11 protein-coding genes are annotated in these 16,920 nt (G+C 40.1%); all 11 read left to right on the top strand.

Going from position 1 to position 16,920, the window contains the following annotated elements; translation table 11 throughout:
* The first annotated feature begins 21 nt into the window (after positions 1-21).
* The 11 genes from dnaE to B1sIIB91_RS03420 all read left to right on the top strand — a co-directional run bounded on the left by dnaE (position 22) and on the right by B1sIIB91_RS03420 (position 16,913).
* Positions 22-3,546: a DNA polymerase III subunit alpha gene (dnaE, locus tag B1sIIB91_RS03470; RefSeq protein WP_095688225.1), complete on the top strand. Its 3,525-nt coding sequence runs from the start codon at positions 22-24 to the stop codon at positions 3,544-3,546.
* Positions 3,547-3,678: 132 nt separating this feature from the next.
* Positions 3,679-5,172 carry an anthranilate synthase component I gene (locus tag B1sIIB91_RS03465; RefSeq protein WP_095688224.1) on the top strand — a complete coding sequence of 498 codons (1,494 nt, stop codon included), beginning with the start codon at positions 3,679-3,681 and terminating at the stop codon, positions 5,170-5,172.
* A 149-nt stretch (positions 5,173-5,321) separates the two neighbouring features.
* Positions 5,322-6,101 (top strand): indole-3-glycerol phosphate synthase TrpC, encoded by a 780-nt coding sequence (gene trpC / locus B1sIIB91_RS03460; RefSeq protein WP_095688223.1) that lies wholly within the window; start codon positions 5,322-5,324, stop codon positions 6,099-6,101.
* 20 nt (positions 6,102-6,121) lie between these two features.
* Positions 6,122-7,336: a tryptophan synthase subunit beta gene (trpB, locus tag B1sIIB91_RS03455; protein ID WP_095688222.1), complete on the top strand. Its 1,215-nt coding sequence runs from the start codon at positions 6,122-6,124 to the stop codon at positions 7,334-7,336.
* Positions 7,336-8,139, top strand: a complete 804-nt coding sequence (trpA, locus tag B1sIIB91_RS03450; RefSeq protein ID WP_095688221.1) for a tryptophan synthase subunit alpha — start codon at positions 7,336-7,338, stop codon at positions 8,137-8,139. The genes trpB and trpA overlap by 1 nt, the downstream gene beginning before the upstream one ends.
* Positions 8,129-8,587, top strand: coding sequence for a DoxX family protein (locus B1sIIB91_RS03445; protein ID WP_095688220.1), 459 nt, complete (start codon positions 8,129-8,131; stop codon positions 8,585-8,587). The genes trpA and B1sIIB91_RS03445 overlap by 11 nt, the downstream gene beginning before the upstream one ends.
* 27 nt (positions 8,588-8,614) lie before the next feature.
* The gene (locus tag B1sIIB91_RS03440) at positions 8,615-9,289 is read left to right on the top strand and encodes a DsbA family protein (protein ID WP_095688219.1); all 675 of its coding nucleotides are present in this window, start codon (positions 8,615-8,617) and stop codon (positions 9,287-9,289) included.
* 18 nt (positions 9,290-9,307) lie between these two features.
* Positions 9,308-10,141, top strand: a complete 834-nt coding sequence (lgt, locus tag B1sIIB91_RS03435; protein WP_095688218.1) for a prolipoprotein diacylglyceryl transferase — start codon at positions 9,308-9,310, stop codon at positions 10,139-10,141.
* Between the two features lie 9 nt (positions 10,142-10,150).
* Positions 10,151-10,855, top strand: a complete 705-nt coding sequence (locus B1sIIB91_RS03430; RefSeq protein ID WP_095688217.1) for a VIT1/CCC1 transporter family protein — start codon at positions 10,151-10,153, stop codon at positions 10,853-10,855.
* An 87-nt stretch (positions 10,856-10,942) separates the two neighbouring features.
* Complete coding sequence (gene gltB / locus B1sIIB91_RS03425; protein WP_095688216.1) at positions 10,943-15,463, top strand: glutamate synthase large subunit; 4,521 nt, start codon at positions 10,943-10,945, stop codon at positions 15,461-15,463.
* Positions 15,456-16,913 carry a glutamate synthase subunit beta gene (locus B1sIIB91_RS03420; RefSeq protein WP_095688215.1) on the top strand — a complete coding sequence of 486 codons (1,458 nt, stop codon included), beginning with the start codon at positions 15,456-15,458 and terminating at the stop codon, positions 16,911-16,913. The genes gltB and B1sIIB91_RS03420 overlap by 8 nt, the downstream gene beginning before the upstream one ends.
* Positions 16,914-16,920 lie beyond the last annotated feature (7 nt).

Genomic DNA, 16,920 nt, shown 5'->3' with positions numbered 1-16,920 from the left:
TCAGTAGTAATCTCACCATTCATGTCTGATTTAACTGGAAACCCGAAAAATTCGGAGAATTTTGTGCACCTACATGTGCACACCGAATACTCCATGTTAGATGGTGCTGCAAAAATTTCTGAGTTAGTTGCTGAAGTAGCACGCCAAGAAATGCCAGCAATTGCGATGACAGATCATGGAAATGTCTTTGGTGCATTTGAGTTTCATAAGAGCGCTAAATCTGCCGGAGTTAAACCAATAATTGGTATTGAAGCTTATGTAGCCCCAGAATCAAGATTTGATAAGCGAAGAGTTAAGTGGGCTGAAGGCGGACAAGATGATGTTTCTGGTGGTGGGGCATATACCCATATGACTTTGCTTGCTGAAAATAATCAGGGACTTTCTAATTTATTTAAGCTCTCATCATTAGCTTCTTTAGAGGGTTTTTATTACAAACCAAGAGTTGACCGAGAGTTACTCTCAAAGTATTCAAAGGGAATAATTGCTACAACAGGTTGCGCAGGAGGAGAAATTCAGACCCGATTACGTATGGGCGCCTATAAAGAAGCGATCAAAGCTGCAAGTGAGTACAGAGATATTTTTGGTCCAGAAAATTTCTATCTAGAGATAATGGATCACTCAATTGAGATTGAGCAAAGAGCGTTTGCTGATTTAATTAAATTAGGTAAAGAGTTAAACCTTCCGCAATTAGCAACTAATGATCTTCACTATACACACCATGATGATGCAGCAGCACATGAGGTATTACTTTGTATTCAGTCTGGTTCGACAATGGCTGATCCAAAGAGATTTAAGTTTGAGAACTCGGAGTTTTACCTAAAGAGCCCAGCGCAAATGCGAGAAATATTCAAAGATTTTAAGCAAGCCTGTGATAACACATTACTAGTAGCCGAGCGTTGTGAAACTACTATGCGTGAAGGTGAGAATTTACTGCCGCAATTTCCAGTGCCTGCTGGACAAAGTGAAGATAGTTGGTTGATTAAATTAGCTAATGACGGTTTAGCCATAAAGATGGGCAACAGCATTCCAACTGAATACCAGGATCGTCTTAACTTTGAATTAGAAGTAATGATTAAGATGGGATTTCCAGGTTACTTTTTAGTTGTGGCAGATCTTTGTGATCATGCACGTAAGGTGGGGATTAGAGTTGGTCCAGGTCGTGGATCAGCTGCTGGATCTTTAGTTTCTTATTCTCTAGGAATTACTGGACTTGATCCGATTAAGTTTGGATTGTTATTTGAGCGATTTTTAAATCCAGAGCGTATCTCCATGCCTGATATTGACCTGGACTTTGATGAGCGCAGACGTTCTGAAATGATTCAATACGCAACTACTAAATACGGTGATGACCGAGTTGCTCAGATAATTACCTACGGCACAATTAAATCAAAGCAAGCAATTAAAGATTCCACCAGAGTGCTCGGATATCCATATGCACTAGGTGAGCGCTTAACTAAATCACTACCACCTTCAGTTATGGGTAAAGATATTTCACTTTCTGGCATATTTAATATGGATAATGAGCGCTATGGCGAGGCATCTGAATTTAGAAATTTATATGAAAGTGATCCTGATTCAAAAAAGATTGTTGATACCGCCCTTGGAATTGAAGGATTAAAACGGCAGTGGGGAGTGCACGCAGCTGGAGTGATATTAAGTAAGGAGCCATTACTTGATGTAATTCCGATTCATCGCCGCGATGCAGATGGCGCCATTATTACCCAGTTTGATATGGGAGCATGTGAAGCTACTGGTTTACTAAAGATGGACTTTTTAGGACTTAGGAATCTATCTGTCTTAGATGATTGCTTAATAAATATTGAAAAAAATCTTGGTAAAAAAGTGGTATTAGAAAGCTTGCCGCTATCTGATAAAAAGACTTTCGAATTACTTTCTCGTGGTGACACTCTCGGAGTATTTCAATTAGATAGTGCTCCAATTAGATCTTTGTTGCGCTCAATGGCACCTGATAGTTTTGAAGATATTGCTGCTGTAATTGCTCTTTATCGTCCAGGCCCTATGGGTGAAGATTCACATAATAAATACGCGGATTATAAAAATGGTCGCAAAGCCCCAATTGGTATTCACCCTGAATTAGATATGCCTTTAAATGAAATATTAAAAGACACCTATGGGCTAATTGTTTATCAGGAGCAGGTGTTAGCAATTGCACGAAAAGTTGCTGGTTTCACCCTGGGCCGCGCTGATCTACTACGTAAGGCAATGGGAAAGAAAGATAAAAAGATATTGGACAAAGAGAAAGTGCACTTTGAAGATGGTATGAAAGCAAACGGCTTTTCTGAAGATGCAGTTGAGAAGCTATGGCAAACATTGATCCCATTCTCTGATTATGCTTTCAATAGATCACATAGCGCAGGGTATGGACTACTTTCATTTTGGACTGCTTATTTAAAAGCTAACTATCCATCAGAGTATATGGCTGCGTTACTCACCAGCGTTCGAGATGATAAAGATAAAAGTGCACTTTATCTAAATGAGTGCAGGCGTATGGGTATAAAAGTATTGCCACCGGATGTTAATGAGTCAGATTCGGAATACACCCCTATTGGATCTGATATTAGATTTGGATTAACTGCTATTCGAAATATTGGTGAAAATGTAGTTGCCTCAATAATTAATAATCGAAAGGCCAAGAGTCGGTATGACAGTTTTGGCGATTTCTTAACAAAAGTTGATGCAATTGTGTGTAATAAAAAAAGTATCGAATCACTTATTAAAGCTGGAGCATTTGACTCGCTAAATCATTCACGGCGAGGTTTAATGATGGTTTTTCTAGAAGCACTAGATGCAGTCTCTGAAACTAAACGGGCAGAATCCATTGGACAGTTTGATTTATTTGGTGCTGCAAATTCAACAAGTGTTAGTGGAGTTGTATTAGATATTCCAAGCCCTGAATGGGAAAAAATGATGTTACTTGGTTATGAGCGAGAGATGCTTGGGCTTTATGTTTCTGATCATCCACTACTTGGCGTTGAACATATTTTACGTTCAGTAGCTGATTTTTCAATTAGCCAAATTTCTGAGGTTAGCCATGATCAAATAATTACAATTGGTGGATTAATTACACAAATTCAACGTAAAGTCTCAAAACAAGGCACACCATGGGCGATTGTGACTGTTGAAGATTTAGATGGCGCAGTCGATGTTTTGTTTTTCTCTAATGCTTATGCAAATCATGGTGTTAATTTAGTTGAAGATCGAATTGTGGCAATTAGAGGCAGAGTTGATAAGCGTGAGGAACAACCTAGAATTTCAGCATTAGATTTAACTCTGCCGGATTTAAAACAGATACCAACAGGCCCACTTGTTATTTCAATGGAAATGTCGCGTTGCACACCTCCAGTAATTGATCGTATGAATGAAATTTTGCGATCACATCCAGGGGGGCGAGAAGTTCATCTCAGACTTGTAGATGGGGAGAAGAAGACCGTGCTTAAGTTAGATGAGGGTTTAAAAGTTACATCATCACCAAGTTTAAGTGCTGATCTTAAAACTGTATTAGGTCCTGATTGCTTAGTTCTCTAGTTGTAATAACCTGAATTTTACTTCGCATTAATAGAAGTCACCCTTAGATATTGGGGTAATTGATGTTGCGTAGGCCATGGGCCTAGCAAATATCTGGCACACCGCAATAGATACTTACGGCAGAATAGGTGAGTGGAAAAGGCACTGCTCTTACTTGAATCGTTTCGAGAATACGCACGTGATTTTAATGTCATTCCAGTAGCTCGAAAAATATCATTAGCTGGCCAATCTCCACTTTCTATTTATAATAAATTAGCTTCAAATAGAAGTGGAACATTTTTACTTGAATCAGCAGAGGCTGGAGTTTGGGCACGTTACTCATTTATTGGAATAAATAGCGAGGCTACCCTTACTGAATCAAACGGGTTAGCAATTTGGGAAGGAGTAATGCCATCTGGAGCGCCAACTGGAATTGATCCATTATCAGCGCTGCGAATTTCAACGGCTCATCTGCGCTCACCAAAACTTCCTGACTTACCACCACTTACTGGTGGACTTGTTGGCTATCTTGGTTATGAAATTGTTAGAAGATTAGAAAAAATACCAAATCTTGCAAGCACAGATGTTGATATTCCAGAGATTGCCATGATGCTCACGTCAGATTTAGCAGTCTATGATCATAAAGAAGGGGATATAACATTAATTGCCAATGTAATAAATTGGGACGGCAGTACAGAGCGCGTTGATGAGGTTTATGGCTTAGCTATTAAGAGGCTAGATAAAATGGAGTCCGATTTATTAAAAAATACTGATAATCTATTTAAAGAAATTCCGGATAGGGTATCGCCACAATTTAAGCGCAATACAACTGATGAGGGATATGTAAATAAAGTTGAACTAATAAAGGAAGAAATTAAATCTGGTGAAGCATTCCAGGTTGTTCTATCACAGAGATTTACTATGTCATCTGATTCAGATCCCTTTGATTTATACCGAGTATTGCGAGAACAAAATCCAAGTCCTTATATGTATTTGTTTCGATTTGCTAATGGCCTATCAGTTGTTGGTTCAAGCCCTGAAGCATTAGTTAAAGTTATCGGTAATGAAGTAATGATTCATCCAATTGCCGGAACTAGAGCTAGAGATAAAGACCCAAAAATCGATGATGCCTTGGCAAAGGAATTGCTGGAAGATCCGAAAGAGCGCGCAGAGCATTTAATGTTGGTTGATTTAGGACGTAATGATTTAGGACGAGTATGTAGTCCAGGATCTGTGGAAGTTACAGAGTTTATGCAGATTGAAAAGTATTCACATGTTATGCATATTGTTTCAACAGTTGTTGGCAAATTAGCAAAACAGTTTGCACCGATTGAGGCACTCTTCGCAGTATTTCCAGCCGGAACTTTATCGGGGGCGCCAAAGCCTAGGGCTATGGAGATTATTGAAGAGAATGAACCAACAAGAAGAGGTATATACGGTGGAACGATTGGTTATTTAGATTTCACAGGCAATATCGATACTTGTATTGCGATTCGAACTGCAGTAATTAAGGATGGTGTTGCCTATGTTCAAGCTGGTGCTGGAATTGTTGCCGACTCAGATCCGATTTCTGAAAATCAAGAGTGCATTAATAAGGCTGCAGCAGTGTTAGGTGCTATTGCCACAGCAAATGCGATGGCTGGTTAATGTGAAGTCCTCAATTATTACCAGCCTGCTTTTAGTTGCGATCTCAACCTATCTAATTACTAGACTAAGCAAACGCGCAAACTCTAATAAGTATGAACGTAAAGAAAAAAATACTTGGAATTCTCTTTCAGAAGGGATCGATCCAACTGATGAGTGATTCAAATATTCTTACCTCCATTATTGAAGGTGTTATTGAAGATGTTGAAAAGCGAAAAGTTCCAATTTCACAACTTAATGAGCAGCTTGAAAATGCTCCAAAACTTAGAAATGCTTATGAAGCCTTAAACAAAGATGGGATGCGCTTAATCGCTGAGATTAAGAGATCATCTCCAAGTAAAGGTGATTTATCTGCCATAGAGAATCCTGTTTCATTAGCTAGTGATTATCAAAGTGGCGGAGCTGATCTAATAAGTGTTTTAACTGAGAGCCGAAGGTTTAAAGGAAATATTTCTGATCTAATTGCAGTTAGATCTGCGGTTGATCTACCAGTGCTTCGTAAAGATTTTATTGTTACTGAGTTTCAAGTGTATGAGTCTAGGCTTTTAGGCGCTGACTTAATGCTGTTAATTGTCGCAGGACTTTCAAACTCACAATTAGTTGACTTTTATCAATTAGCCACAGAATTAGAGATGGATGTTTTAGTTGAAGTTCATGATTTAGCGGAGGCAGAAATAGCCGTAGATATCGGATCAAAAATTATTGGCGTAAATTGTAGAAACCTAAAAACTCTTGAAGTAAATGATAAGAATTTTGAGTTAATCCTGCCCCAGCTCCCAGCATCTGTTCTTAAGGTGGCAGAGTCTGGAATTAGTACCAGGGGCCAAGTCTTATCTGTACAAGAGTTAGGCGCAAAGGCGGTTCTCATCGGTGAGACTCTAGTGAGAACAGGTAATCCAGTTCATACTATAAAAGAACTTCTTAACCGGTAAAGATCTTATAAACTCCTACTATGGCTAATGACAAGGTATTGCAAAGTATGGATTCAAACATACTTGGGCATTTTGGTACTTACGGTGGAAGATTTGTGCCTGAGGCATTAATTGCCGCATTAGATGAGTTATCAGCTGCACATATTTCTGCTCAGTCAGATCCAAGTTTTCAAGCAGAGTTGCTAGAACTACATAAAACGTATTCTGGGCGTCCAAGTATTTTAACTGATGCTAAAAGATTTTCTGAATACGCAGGTGGTGCTCAAATACTTTTAAAGCGAGAAGATTTAAACCATACCGGTAGTCATAAAATAAATAATGTGCTTGGTCAGGCATTACTAACAAAGCGTATGGGCAAGAAAAGAATTATTGCTGAAACTGGAGCGGGTCAACATGGCGTGGCATCTGCAACCGCCGCTGCATTATTTGGCCTGGAATGTGTTGTTTATATGGGTGAGGCTGATATTAAAAGACAATCGTTAAACGTTGCTCGAATGAAGTTACTTGGCGCAACAGTTGTACCAGTAACACAGGGCTCTAAGACTTTAAAAGATGCAATTAATGAGGCAATGCGAGATTGGGTTACAAATGTTGAAACAACACATTACCTGTTAGGCACCGTTGCTGGACCACATCCATTTCCAACTATGGTCAGAGATTTTCAGAGAATAATTGGTATTGAAGCTAGGCAACAGGTGTTAGATCTAACCGGTAGATTGCCAGATGCAGTTTTAGCATGTGTCGGTGGTGGTTCAAATGCAATTGGTATTTTCCACCCATTTATAGATGATAAATCAGTTCGCTTAATTGGACTTGAAGCCGGTGGTAGTGGGATTGAAACTGGATTACATGCTGCCACTATTTCAGGTGGTACTCCTGGTGTCTTACATGGCACCCGTTCTTATGTATTACAAGATAAAGATGGTCAAACTATTGAGTCACATTCGATTTCTGCGGGTCTTGATTACCCTGGCGTTGGACCAGAGCATGCATATTTAAATGACATTGGTCGCGCCGAGTACAGACCAGTTACTGATGATCAGGCAATGTATGCATTTTCATTACTCTGTAAGTCTGAAGGAATTATTCCAGCAATTGAAACAGCCCACGCTTTAGCAGGTGCACTAGAGATCGGAAATGAATTAGGCAAAGAGGCGGTACTGCTTATTAATCTTTCAGGTCGAGGCGATAAAGATGTGCAGACTGCTGCTGAATACTTTGGAATGCCGCTTTAATGCCAACTGCTCTTGAACAGCTATTTATTAAAACAAAATCAGAGAATAGAGCAGCGCTAATTGGATATTTACCTGCTGGATTTCCAACTCAAAAGGAATCAAAATTAATTATTAAAGCAATGATTGACGGTGGGGTAGATGCGATTGAAATTGGTTATCCATACTCTGATCCAATTATGGATGGGCCGGTAATTCAGGCGGCTTCTGAACAAGCGATTTCTAATGGTGCCGGCGTTGAAGAGGTTTTTGATCTACTTAAAATAAGTGTTGGCTATGGAGTTCCATCTGTCGTAATGAGTTACTGGAGTCCAATTGAAAAGTATGGTTCAGCAAAATTTGCTTCTGCTGTATCTGCTGCTGGGGGTTCTGGTGTGATTACTCCAGATTTAACAATAGAGGAGTCAGAACTTTGGAAGAGTCAAGCAAAGAATGAATCGATAAACCGAATATATGTAGTAGCACCAAGCACTTCTGATGAACGCTTAGCAAAAGTTACTTCAGAGTGTTCTGGATTTATTTATGCCGCAAGTTTAATGGGAGTAACAGGGGCTCGAACAACTGTTTCTGTTAATGCAAGTGCCTTAGTTGATCGAATTCGAATTTCAAGTGATACTTCAGTAGCAGTTGGCTTAGGAGTTTCAAATAAAGAACAGGCTAGTGAGGTTGCCTCTTACGCTGATGGTGTAATTGTTGGCTCTGCTTTTATTAAAGTAATCCAAGAGCATGGAGCCGGTAGGTCAGGACTTAAGAAGATTAAGCAACTTGCTGAATCACTTTCGAAAGGAGTAAGAAGTGGCAGATAAATTTAAAGTAGCCCAACCATGGCTGACTCTTTTGGCTAGATTAATATTGGGAGCTGTTTTACTTGTAGCAGGTGCTCTTAAAGTACCTAACTTGCCAAAATCTGCGATGGCAGTCAGGGCGTATGAAATGTTGCCAATTCCTATAGCTAATTTTTTAGGATATACCCTGCCATGGATTGAAATTGGGCTAGGACTTCTTTTATTTGTTGGAGTTACAGTAAAGATTTCAGGTGCATTAGGCGCCTTAACTATGTTGGCATTTATTGTTGCGATTGCACAAGCATGGGCAAGAGGCCTGAGCATTGACTGTGGATGTTTTGGTGGCGGGGGCACAATTGACCCTGAAGATACGAAATATCTCTCAGAAATCATTAGAGACATAGGCCTAATGGGGCTGGGAATTTTCTTATATTTATACCCAAAGGGTAGATTTGCCATAGAGAAATAAATAACGAGATAAATAAAGGAGAGCGAAATGGCTGCGAATAGTGGATCTGATAAGGGAACTCGTAACTTAGTTATTGGAATGGTTTTATTTATAGTGGCTGTTGGAATTATTTTTTCCTTTATTAGTAATCGTGCTAGTTCAAATTTTGCAATTCCTGCAGCTGTATCTGAGGCTGATGGTTATGGAATTGTTTTAAACCCGACTGCAACTCCAACAATTGATATCTGGGTCGATTACCAATGCCCGGCATGTCGCTCATTTGAGGTCTTAAATGGTGGTTATATAAATGAAATAATTGCTCAGAAGAAAGCAAAAGTAGTTTTTCATCCATTAACTTTTATTGGCGCTGAATCTATAATTGCAGCGAATGCTGCTGCATGTGCTGCTGATGAGAATAAATTTGTTGATATGAACCTTGCGCTTTTCCAAAATCAAGCCAGTAGTGAAAACTCTGGCAAGTGGCAAGGGGATGCGATGCTCGCACTTGGCGATTCTATTGGAATTAAATCAGATAGTTTTAAGGAGTGTGTAAGGGAAGGTAATTACGTAAAGTGGACACGCAATGTAACTGATGCATCCGCTAGTAAAAACGTGAATAGCACACCAACTATTCGAATTAACGGTAAGGATTTAGATCGAAATACAGAGTATGGAGATCCAGTTAAGTTTAAGGCAGCACTTGCTGCAGGTGGTGTTAAGTAGTCTTTCTACTTAATTTCCATGTATGCCTTAATACCAAGTCCTAGTTCATCGCAAATTTCAATTGGGCCTGCAACACTTCATTACTATGCACTATGCATAATTGCAGGAATATCTGTAGCAATTTGGCTTGGTAGAAAACGCTATGCGGCAAATGGTGGATCAGCTGATGATGTCTCAGAAGCTGCAATTTGGGCAGTGCCATTTGGAATTATTGGCGGACGTATTTATCACGTAATTACATCACCTCAACAGTATTTTGGCTCAGGTGGAAATCCAGTTGATGCACTTCGGATTTGGCAAGGGGGACTTGGTATCTGGGGTGCTATTTCTTTGGGTGCATTTGGTGCATACATATATTTTCGCACTCACGAAACTACTTTAAATTTCCCCCATTTTTTAGATGCGTTAGCTCCTGGCGTAGTAATTGCGCAAGCAATTGGCAGAGTTGGGAACTGGTTTAATCAAGAAGTTTTTGGTAAACCAACATCACTTCCGTGGGGCTTAGAGATTGATCTTGCTAATCGCCCAGATGGATATGAGAAGTTTTTAACCTTTCATCCTACTTTTCTGTATGAGGCAATCTGGTGCTTGCTAGTTGCTTACCTTTTAATTAAGTTACCTATCTTTTTTAGGAAAATTGTTAAGAATCAGGGAGATGTATTTGCTCTCTATGTATGTGGCTACACACTCGGCCGGGTGTGGATAGAGGCAATTCGAATAGATGATGCAAATTATATATTGGGACTAAGGCTTAACATTTGGGTCAGCTTTATCGTGATCGCTTCATCCGTAATTTATTTAATTCGTAGTAATCGTCGTGGCTATTTATCTAATACCCAACCTGCAAGTTAGGATTAGGCCATGGGCTTAGAAGAGGTTCAAATACGAAATATGGAGCACCGCTCAAACCGCTCAAATTGGCTCCGAGCAGCCGTGCTTGGTTCAAATGATGGTTTAGTTTCAACTGCAAGTTTAATGATAGGTATAGCAGCTGCAAGTAAAAGTGAATTTATAATAACTGCAGGTCTTGCTGGAATTGTTGCTGGTGCTATGTCAATGGCAGTTGGCGAATACGTTTCAGTTAAATCCCAGACTGATATCGAAAATACTGACCGTGAACTAGAAATAAAACATTTAGAAGCAGATCCTGACGGTGAATTCGCTGAGTTAGTTAACATCTATATGAAGCGCGGTTTATCAAAACCACTAGCTACTGAGGTAGTAGCAGCATTTTATAAACAAAATCCGCTGGATGCTCATTTACGAGATGAACTCGGATATTTTGAACATTCTAAAGCCCGGCCAGTACAGGCGGCTGTTGCATCCGCTATTGCTTTTACATTCGGTGGCGTAATTCCCCTAGCCGGAGCACTGATTTCCAAATCAAATCAGGTAGTTTTTATTCTTATTTTTACAGCAGTTGGTTTAACTACTGCAGGCTTTATTAGCGCCAAGATTGCTGCCTCACCAATGTTTAAAACTATAGCTCGGATATTCCTTGGTGGAGCGTTAGGTGTGATCATTACCGCAGGAATTGGTTACTTATTGGGGCTGACTGGAATTTAAGTATCCTGCTATTATTTGCCTATCAAGTTGTAAAAGTTGGGCCATAGTCGTCCCGACCCTTTAACGGGAGCGACCATTTAATTGGAAATGAATAGGCTTTTTTCTACCACCCCAAATGCAGTTGGGTTATATGACCCTGCTAATGAGCATGATGCATGTGGTGTTGCTATGGTCGCAACTTTAAATAAGTTACCAACACATGAGATTGTTTCGAAAGCGCTTACTGCGCTAAGAAATCTTGAACATCGTGGTGCTTCTGGAGCTGAAGTAGATAGTGGTGATGGTGCAGGAATACTTATTCAAATACCAGATAAATTTTATAGATCAGTAGTTAACTTTGATCTCCCTAAAGTTAGCGAATATGCGACAGGTATATTCTTTGTTAAGCCAGGAGAGACCGGCTATCAAGAGAGTATTGAAAAAATTGCTAAAGAAGAGGGATTAAAAGTCTTAGGTTGGCGTGATGTTCCAATAAATTCAAAATCTCTTGGTAAAACTGCGATTTCAGTTATGCCAGAGTTTAAACAAATATTTATCTCTGGTGGCAAAAATGAGGATGATCTAGTCCTTGAGAGAATGGCATTTTGTCTACGCAAGCGAGTTGAGCACACACTTCCGATATATATCCCATCACTTTCCTCAAGGACAATTGTTTATAAAGGAATGCTTACAACTGGTCAGCTCGAAGAATTTTTTCCGGATTTATCTAATTCATTAGTTGAGTCTCCAATGGCTCTTGTTCACTCAAGATTTTCAACAAACACATTTCCATCTTGGCCCCTCGCACATCCATATCGATTTATTGCACACAACGGTGAGATAAATACAGTTAAGGGAAACCGAAACTGGATGAGAGCTCGTGAGACATTACTTGAAAGTGAATTAATCCCAGGTGATCTAAAACGACTATTTCCAATTGTGAATGAATCTGGCAGTGACTCAGCTTCATTTGATGAAGTTTTAGAGCTGCTGTATTTAGGTGGTAGATCTCTACCTCACTCAATATTAATGATGATTCCTGAAGCTTGGGAAAATCACACAACCATGTCGCAAGAGCGTAAAGATTTTTATGCATTTCATTCTGCTCTAATGGAGCCATGGGATGGACCTGCCTGCGTTACTTTCACAGATGGTAAACAAGTAGGCGCTGTACTTGATAGAAATGGTTTACGACCATCAAGGTTTTGGGTAACAGATGATGGATTAGTAGTTCTTGCTAGTGAAGTCGGTGTGCTTGATTTTCCACCTGAGAAAATTATTCGAAAAGGAAGACTTCAACCTGGAAAGATGTTTTTAGTTGATATTCAAGAGGGTCGGATTATTGAAGATGATGAAATTAAACAATCACTTGCAACTGCAGCTCCTTACTCTAAATGGCTAAGTGCTGGCTTAGTACGACTTAGTGATTTACCTGCCAGAGAACACATTGTTTACCCACACTCTTCAGTTGTTAGAAGGCAGCGAGCCTTTGGTTATACCGAAGAAGAAATTCGAATGATTATTACACCAATGGCAAAAAATGGTGCAGAACCACTTGGTTCAATGGGAACCGATACACCAATTGCAGCTCTCTCTACCAAACCTCGCCTGTTATTTGATTACTTTGCTCAACTATTTGCTCAAGTAACAAACCCACCTCTTGATGCAATTCGGGAAGAGCTTGTAACATCACTAGGAGCCTCAATTGGCCCAGAGCATAATTTATTAGATCCTGGTCCTGATTCTTGCAAGCAAATTTCCTTGCAATTTCCAGTAATTGATAATGATGAGCTAGCCAAAATAATTAATGTTAATGTTGACGGCGATCAACCTGGATTTGTATGTCATGTAGTTCGCGGTTTATTTAAAACTGCAGGCGGCGGCAAATCATTAGTAGCAAGAATTAATGAAATTAGAGCAGAGATATCAAAAGCTATTAGTGAAGGCGCCAGAATTATTGTTTTATCAGATAGAGATGGGGATGCTGAAAATGCGCCTATTCCATCCTTGTTATTAACTGCGGCTGTACATCACCACTTAATTCGCGAAAAGACTAGAACTCAGGTTGGCTTAGTTGTTGAAAGCGGTGAGGTACGAGAGGTTCACCATGTTGCATTACTAATTGGTTTTGGCGCAGCCGCAATTAATCCATATCTAGCGATGGAGAGTGCTGAAGATTTAGTTCGCCAAGGAGTTATCACCGGTATTACACCTGAAAAAGCAGTTAGAAATTTAATTAAATCACTTGGCAAGGGTGTGCTAAAAGTTATGTCAAAAATGGGAGTATCAACTATTGCTTCCTATACTGGCGCTCAAATATTTGAGGCAATTGGTTTATCCAAAGAGGTAGTTGATGAGTATTTTGTTGGTGTTATATCAAGATTAGGTGGAGTTGGTATTGATGTAATTGCCCAAGAAACAATTAAAAGACATCACATTGCTTATCCACCGGGTGGAGAAATACCAGGAGCTAAAAAACTACAAATTGGTGGCGAGTATCAATGGCGTCGGGAGGGTGAGCCACACTTATTTGATCCTGAAACAGTTTTTACTCTCCAGCATGCAACAAGGTCAAAAAGATTTGATGTGTTTAAGCGATATACCGAAAGAGTCGATAATCAATCTCGCAGATTAATGACATTACGTGGTCTATTTGATTTTAAAAAAGATGTGAGAAAGCCAATTCCAATTGAGGAAGTTGAGCCTATTTCAGAGATACTAAAAAGATTTGCCACAGGTGCGATGTCTCTTGGATCAATTTCTCAAGAAGCACATGAAACCTTAGCAATTGCAATGAATCGTATTGGCGGCAAATCAAATACTGGTGAGGGTGGTGAAGATCCAGCTCGTAATATTCCAGATTCAAATGGTGATTTACGCCGTTCTGCAATTAAGCAGGTAGCAAGTGGAAGATTTGGTGTAACAAGTGAGTACCTTGTTAATGCAGATGATATTCAAATAAAAATGGCACAAGGAGCAAAACCAGGTGAGGGTGGTCAATTACCTGGAAATAAGGTTTACCCATGGATAGCCAAGATTCGTTATTCAACTCCTGGAGTTGGTTTAATTTCACCACCACCACATCATGATATTTATTCAATCGAGGATCTTGCTCAACTAATTCATGATCTAAAAAATGCAAATAACAGCGCTAGAGTCCATGTTAAGTTAGTTGCAGAAGTTGGCGTTGGCACAGTAGCAGCCGGTGTTAGTAAAGCACATGCAGACGTAGTTTTAATTTCTGGCCATGATGGTGGTACCGGTGCATCTCCACTGACATCTTTAAAGCATGCGGGTGCTCCATGGGAGTTAGGTCTGGCTGAGACTCAACAAACATTAATGCTAAATGGTTTGCGCGATCGAATTGTTGTTCAAGTAGATGGGCAAATGAAGACTGGCCGAGATGTTTTAATTGCAGCGCTATTAGGTGCTGAAGAGTTCGGTTTCGCTACTGCTCCACTTGTTGTTTCTGGATGTGTGATGATGCGAGTTTGTCATTTAGATACCTGCCCAGTTGGTGTTGCTAGTCAAAACCCTGAACTACGAAAGAAATTTACTGGAAAGCCAGAATTTGTTGAAACATTTTTTGAATATATTGCTGAAGAGGTAAGGGAGTTATTAGCACAACTTGGCTTTAAGAAATTAGAGGATGCAATTGGCCAGGTTGAATTACTAGATACAAAATCAGCCATTGATCATTGGAAAGCAAATGGCTTAGATCTTTCGCCCCTACTTATCGCGCCAAAGGCTAATTCACCAAGGCGGAATCTGACTAAACAAGATCATGGTCTCGTAAATGCTCTTGATAATGAGTTAATTAAATTATCAGCTGAGGCATTAAATAAAGCAACTCCAGTTAGGTTAGAAATGCCAGTGCGAAATGTTAATCGAACTGTTGGAACTATGTTGGGTGCTGAGATAACCCGTAAATATGGTGGATCTGGTTTACCTGCAGACACAATTGATATTACTTTCCATGGTTCAGCCGGACAATCATTTGGCGCCTTTGTGCCATCTGGACTAACACTAAGACTTTATGGTGATAGTAATGATTATGTTGGTAAGGGTTTATCTGGTGGTCGCGTGATTATTAGACCGGATGAGAAGGCAAAATTTTCATCAAGTGCAAATGTGATTGCTGGCAATGTAATCGGCTATGGCGCAACATCTGGTGAAATAATGATTGCTGGCGTAGTTGGTGAGCGCTTTTGTGTTCGAAACTCTGGCGCAACTGCCATAGTTGAAGGTGTTGGCGATCATGGATGTGAATACATGACTGGTGGAACTGTGCTTGTTCTTGGAAATACTGGTAGAAACTTTGCAGCTGGTATGTCTGGTGGTCGAGCATTTGTATTAGATCTTGATGTGCGATTAGTAAATACTGAGATGGTAGATATATTAGCTCTATCAAGTGATCAAGAAGAGATTATTAAATCTCATATTTCAAAATTTTACGCAGAGACTGGATCAAAAATTGCTGGTGAGCTAATTAAGGATTGGCAAAGTGCTAAGAAACGCATTTCAATGGTGATGCCACGTGATTACGCTAGAGTTTTAGATGTGATGGCAAAAGCGCAGCGCGAAGGATTGCCGATCGAGAGCGCAGTTATGGCGGCGATCAATGGCTGATCCAAAAGGATTTTTAACAACTAATCGAGAGTTACCAAAGCGTCGACCAGTTGATGTGCGTATTAAAGATTGGAAAGAGGTTTACCAAGAGCAGGAGTTTTCCCATCTTCAAAAACAAGCTGGTCGTTGTATGGATTGTGGAATTCCTTTTTGCCACCAAGGGTGCCCACTTGGCAATTTAATACCTGAGTGGAATGAGTTAATTTGGCGAGGTGAAAAGGCAGAGGCGATTGATCGTCTACATGCAACTAATAATTTTCCAGAGTTTACTGGCAGATTATGTCCAGCTCCCTGTGAGACTGCTTGCGTAGTGGCAATTAATGCTGAAGCAGTGACTATTAAGCAGGTAGAACTAAGAACAATAGAGGAAGCATTTCTTGAAAAAAGAGTTGTGCCATTAATTCCAGACAGATTATCTGGTAAAACTGTTGCAGTAATTGGTTCTGGTCCGGCTGGACTTGCCGCAGCTCAGCAATTAACTAGAGCTGGACATACTGTTGCTGTCTATGAGCGAGCTGACAAAATTGGTGGGCTTCTGCGTTATGGAATTCCAGAATTTAAAATGGAGAAAGCAATAGTTGATCGAAGACTTTACCAAATGGAGCAAGAGGGTACAAGATTTAGAACTGGTGTTGAGGTTGGTAAAGATATTACTGGTAGTGCACTACGTAATAAGTATGACGCAGTTGTAATTGCTATTGGCGCAACTAACTGGCGCGATCTTCCTATTCCTGGCAGAGATGCTAAAGGTGTATATCAAGCTATGGAGTATTTACCTTGGGGAAATAAACAGGCATTAGATGAATTAGAAGGTGAGCCAACAATTAATGCAAAAGGTAAAGATGTTGTAATTCTTGGTGGTGGTGATACCGGGGCAGATTGTTTGGGAACTGCAATTAGGCAGGGGGCAAAATCTGTTACTCAGCTTGAAATCATGCCAAGGCCTAGTGATGAAAGACCAAGCACTCAACCATGGCCAACTTATCCAATGATTTACCGTGTAAGCAGCGCCCATGAAGAGGCTGGTGAGCGAATGTATGCGGTTTCAACTCAAGAGTTTGTTAAAGATAAGGATAGAAATCTTAAGGGGTTAGTGTTAGTTGAAACTGAATTCATAAATGGCAAGTTCCAACCAGTATCGGGCAGTGAGAAAGAGATACCAGCAGACTTAGTATTTCTAGCAATGGGATTTACTGGACCTGAAAAGAGTGATCTGCTTACCCAACTTGAGGTTGAATTAGATGAACGTGGAATCATAAAGCGTGATGGTGAGTATGCAACATCAGCTGAGGGTGTTTATGTTTGTGGAGACGCAGGCAGGGGACAATCCCTAATTGTGTGGGCAATTGCTGAAGGGCGAAGTGCTGCTGCAGCCGTTGATACATATCTTTCCGGACACACGCAGCTACCATTTCCAATAGAGCCAACGGCTCGCCCCTTGATGGTTTAAGGTCAAT

It is taken from the genome of Candidatus Nanopelagicus abundans (assembly GCF_002288305.1).
GTDB lineage: Bacteria > Actinomycetota > Actinomycetes > Nanopelagicales > Nanopelagicaceae > Nanopelagicus > Nanopelagicus abundans.
This window is presented reverse-complemented; position numbering and strand designations above follow the sequence as displayed.

Bases quoted from the DNA above. Each gene is read 5' to 3' on its own strand.
- dnaE (WP_095688225.1), top strand. From the start codon at position 22: ATGTCTGATTTAACTGGAAACCCGAAAAATTCGGAGAATTTTGTGCAC.
- trpC (WP_095688223.1), top strand. From the start codon at position 5,322: ATGAGTGATTCAAATATTCTTACCTCCATTATTGAAGGTGTTATTGAA.
- trpB (WP_095688222.1), top strand. From the start codon at position 6,122: ATGGCTAATGACAAGGTATTGCAAAGTATGGATTCAAACATACTTGGG.
- trpA (WP_095688221.1), top strand. From the start codon at position 7,336: ATGCCAACTGCTCTTGAACAGCTATTTATTAAAACAAAATCAGAGAAT.
- B1sIIB91_RS03440 (WP_095688219.1), top strand. From the start codon at position 8,615: ATGGCTGCGAATAGTGGATCTGATAAGGGAACTCGTAACTTAGTTATT.
- lgt (WP_095688218.1), top strand. From the start codon at position 9,308: ATGTATGCCTTAATACCAAGTCCTAGTTCATCGCAAATTTCAATTGGG.
- B1sIIB91_RS03430 (WP_095688217.1), top strand. From the start codon at position 10,151: ATGGGCTTAGAAGAGGTTCAAATACGAAATATGGAGCACCGCTCAAAC.
- gltB (WP_095688216.1), top strand. From the start codon at position 10,943: ATGAATAGGCTTTTTTCTACCACCCCAAATGCAGTTGGGTTATATGAC.
- B1sIIB91_RS03420 (WP_095688215.1), top strand. From the start codon at position 15,456: ATGGCTGATCCAAAAGGATTTTTAACAACTAATCGAGAGTTACCAAAG.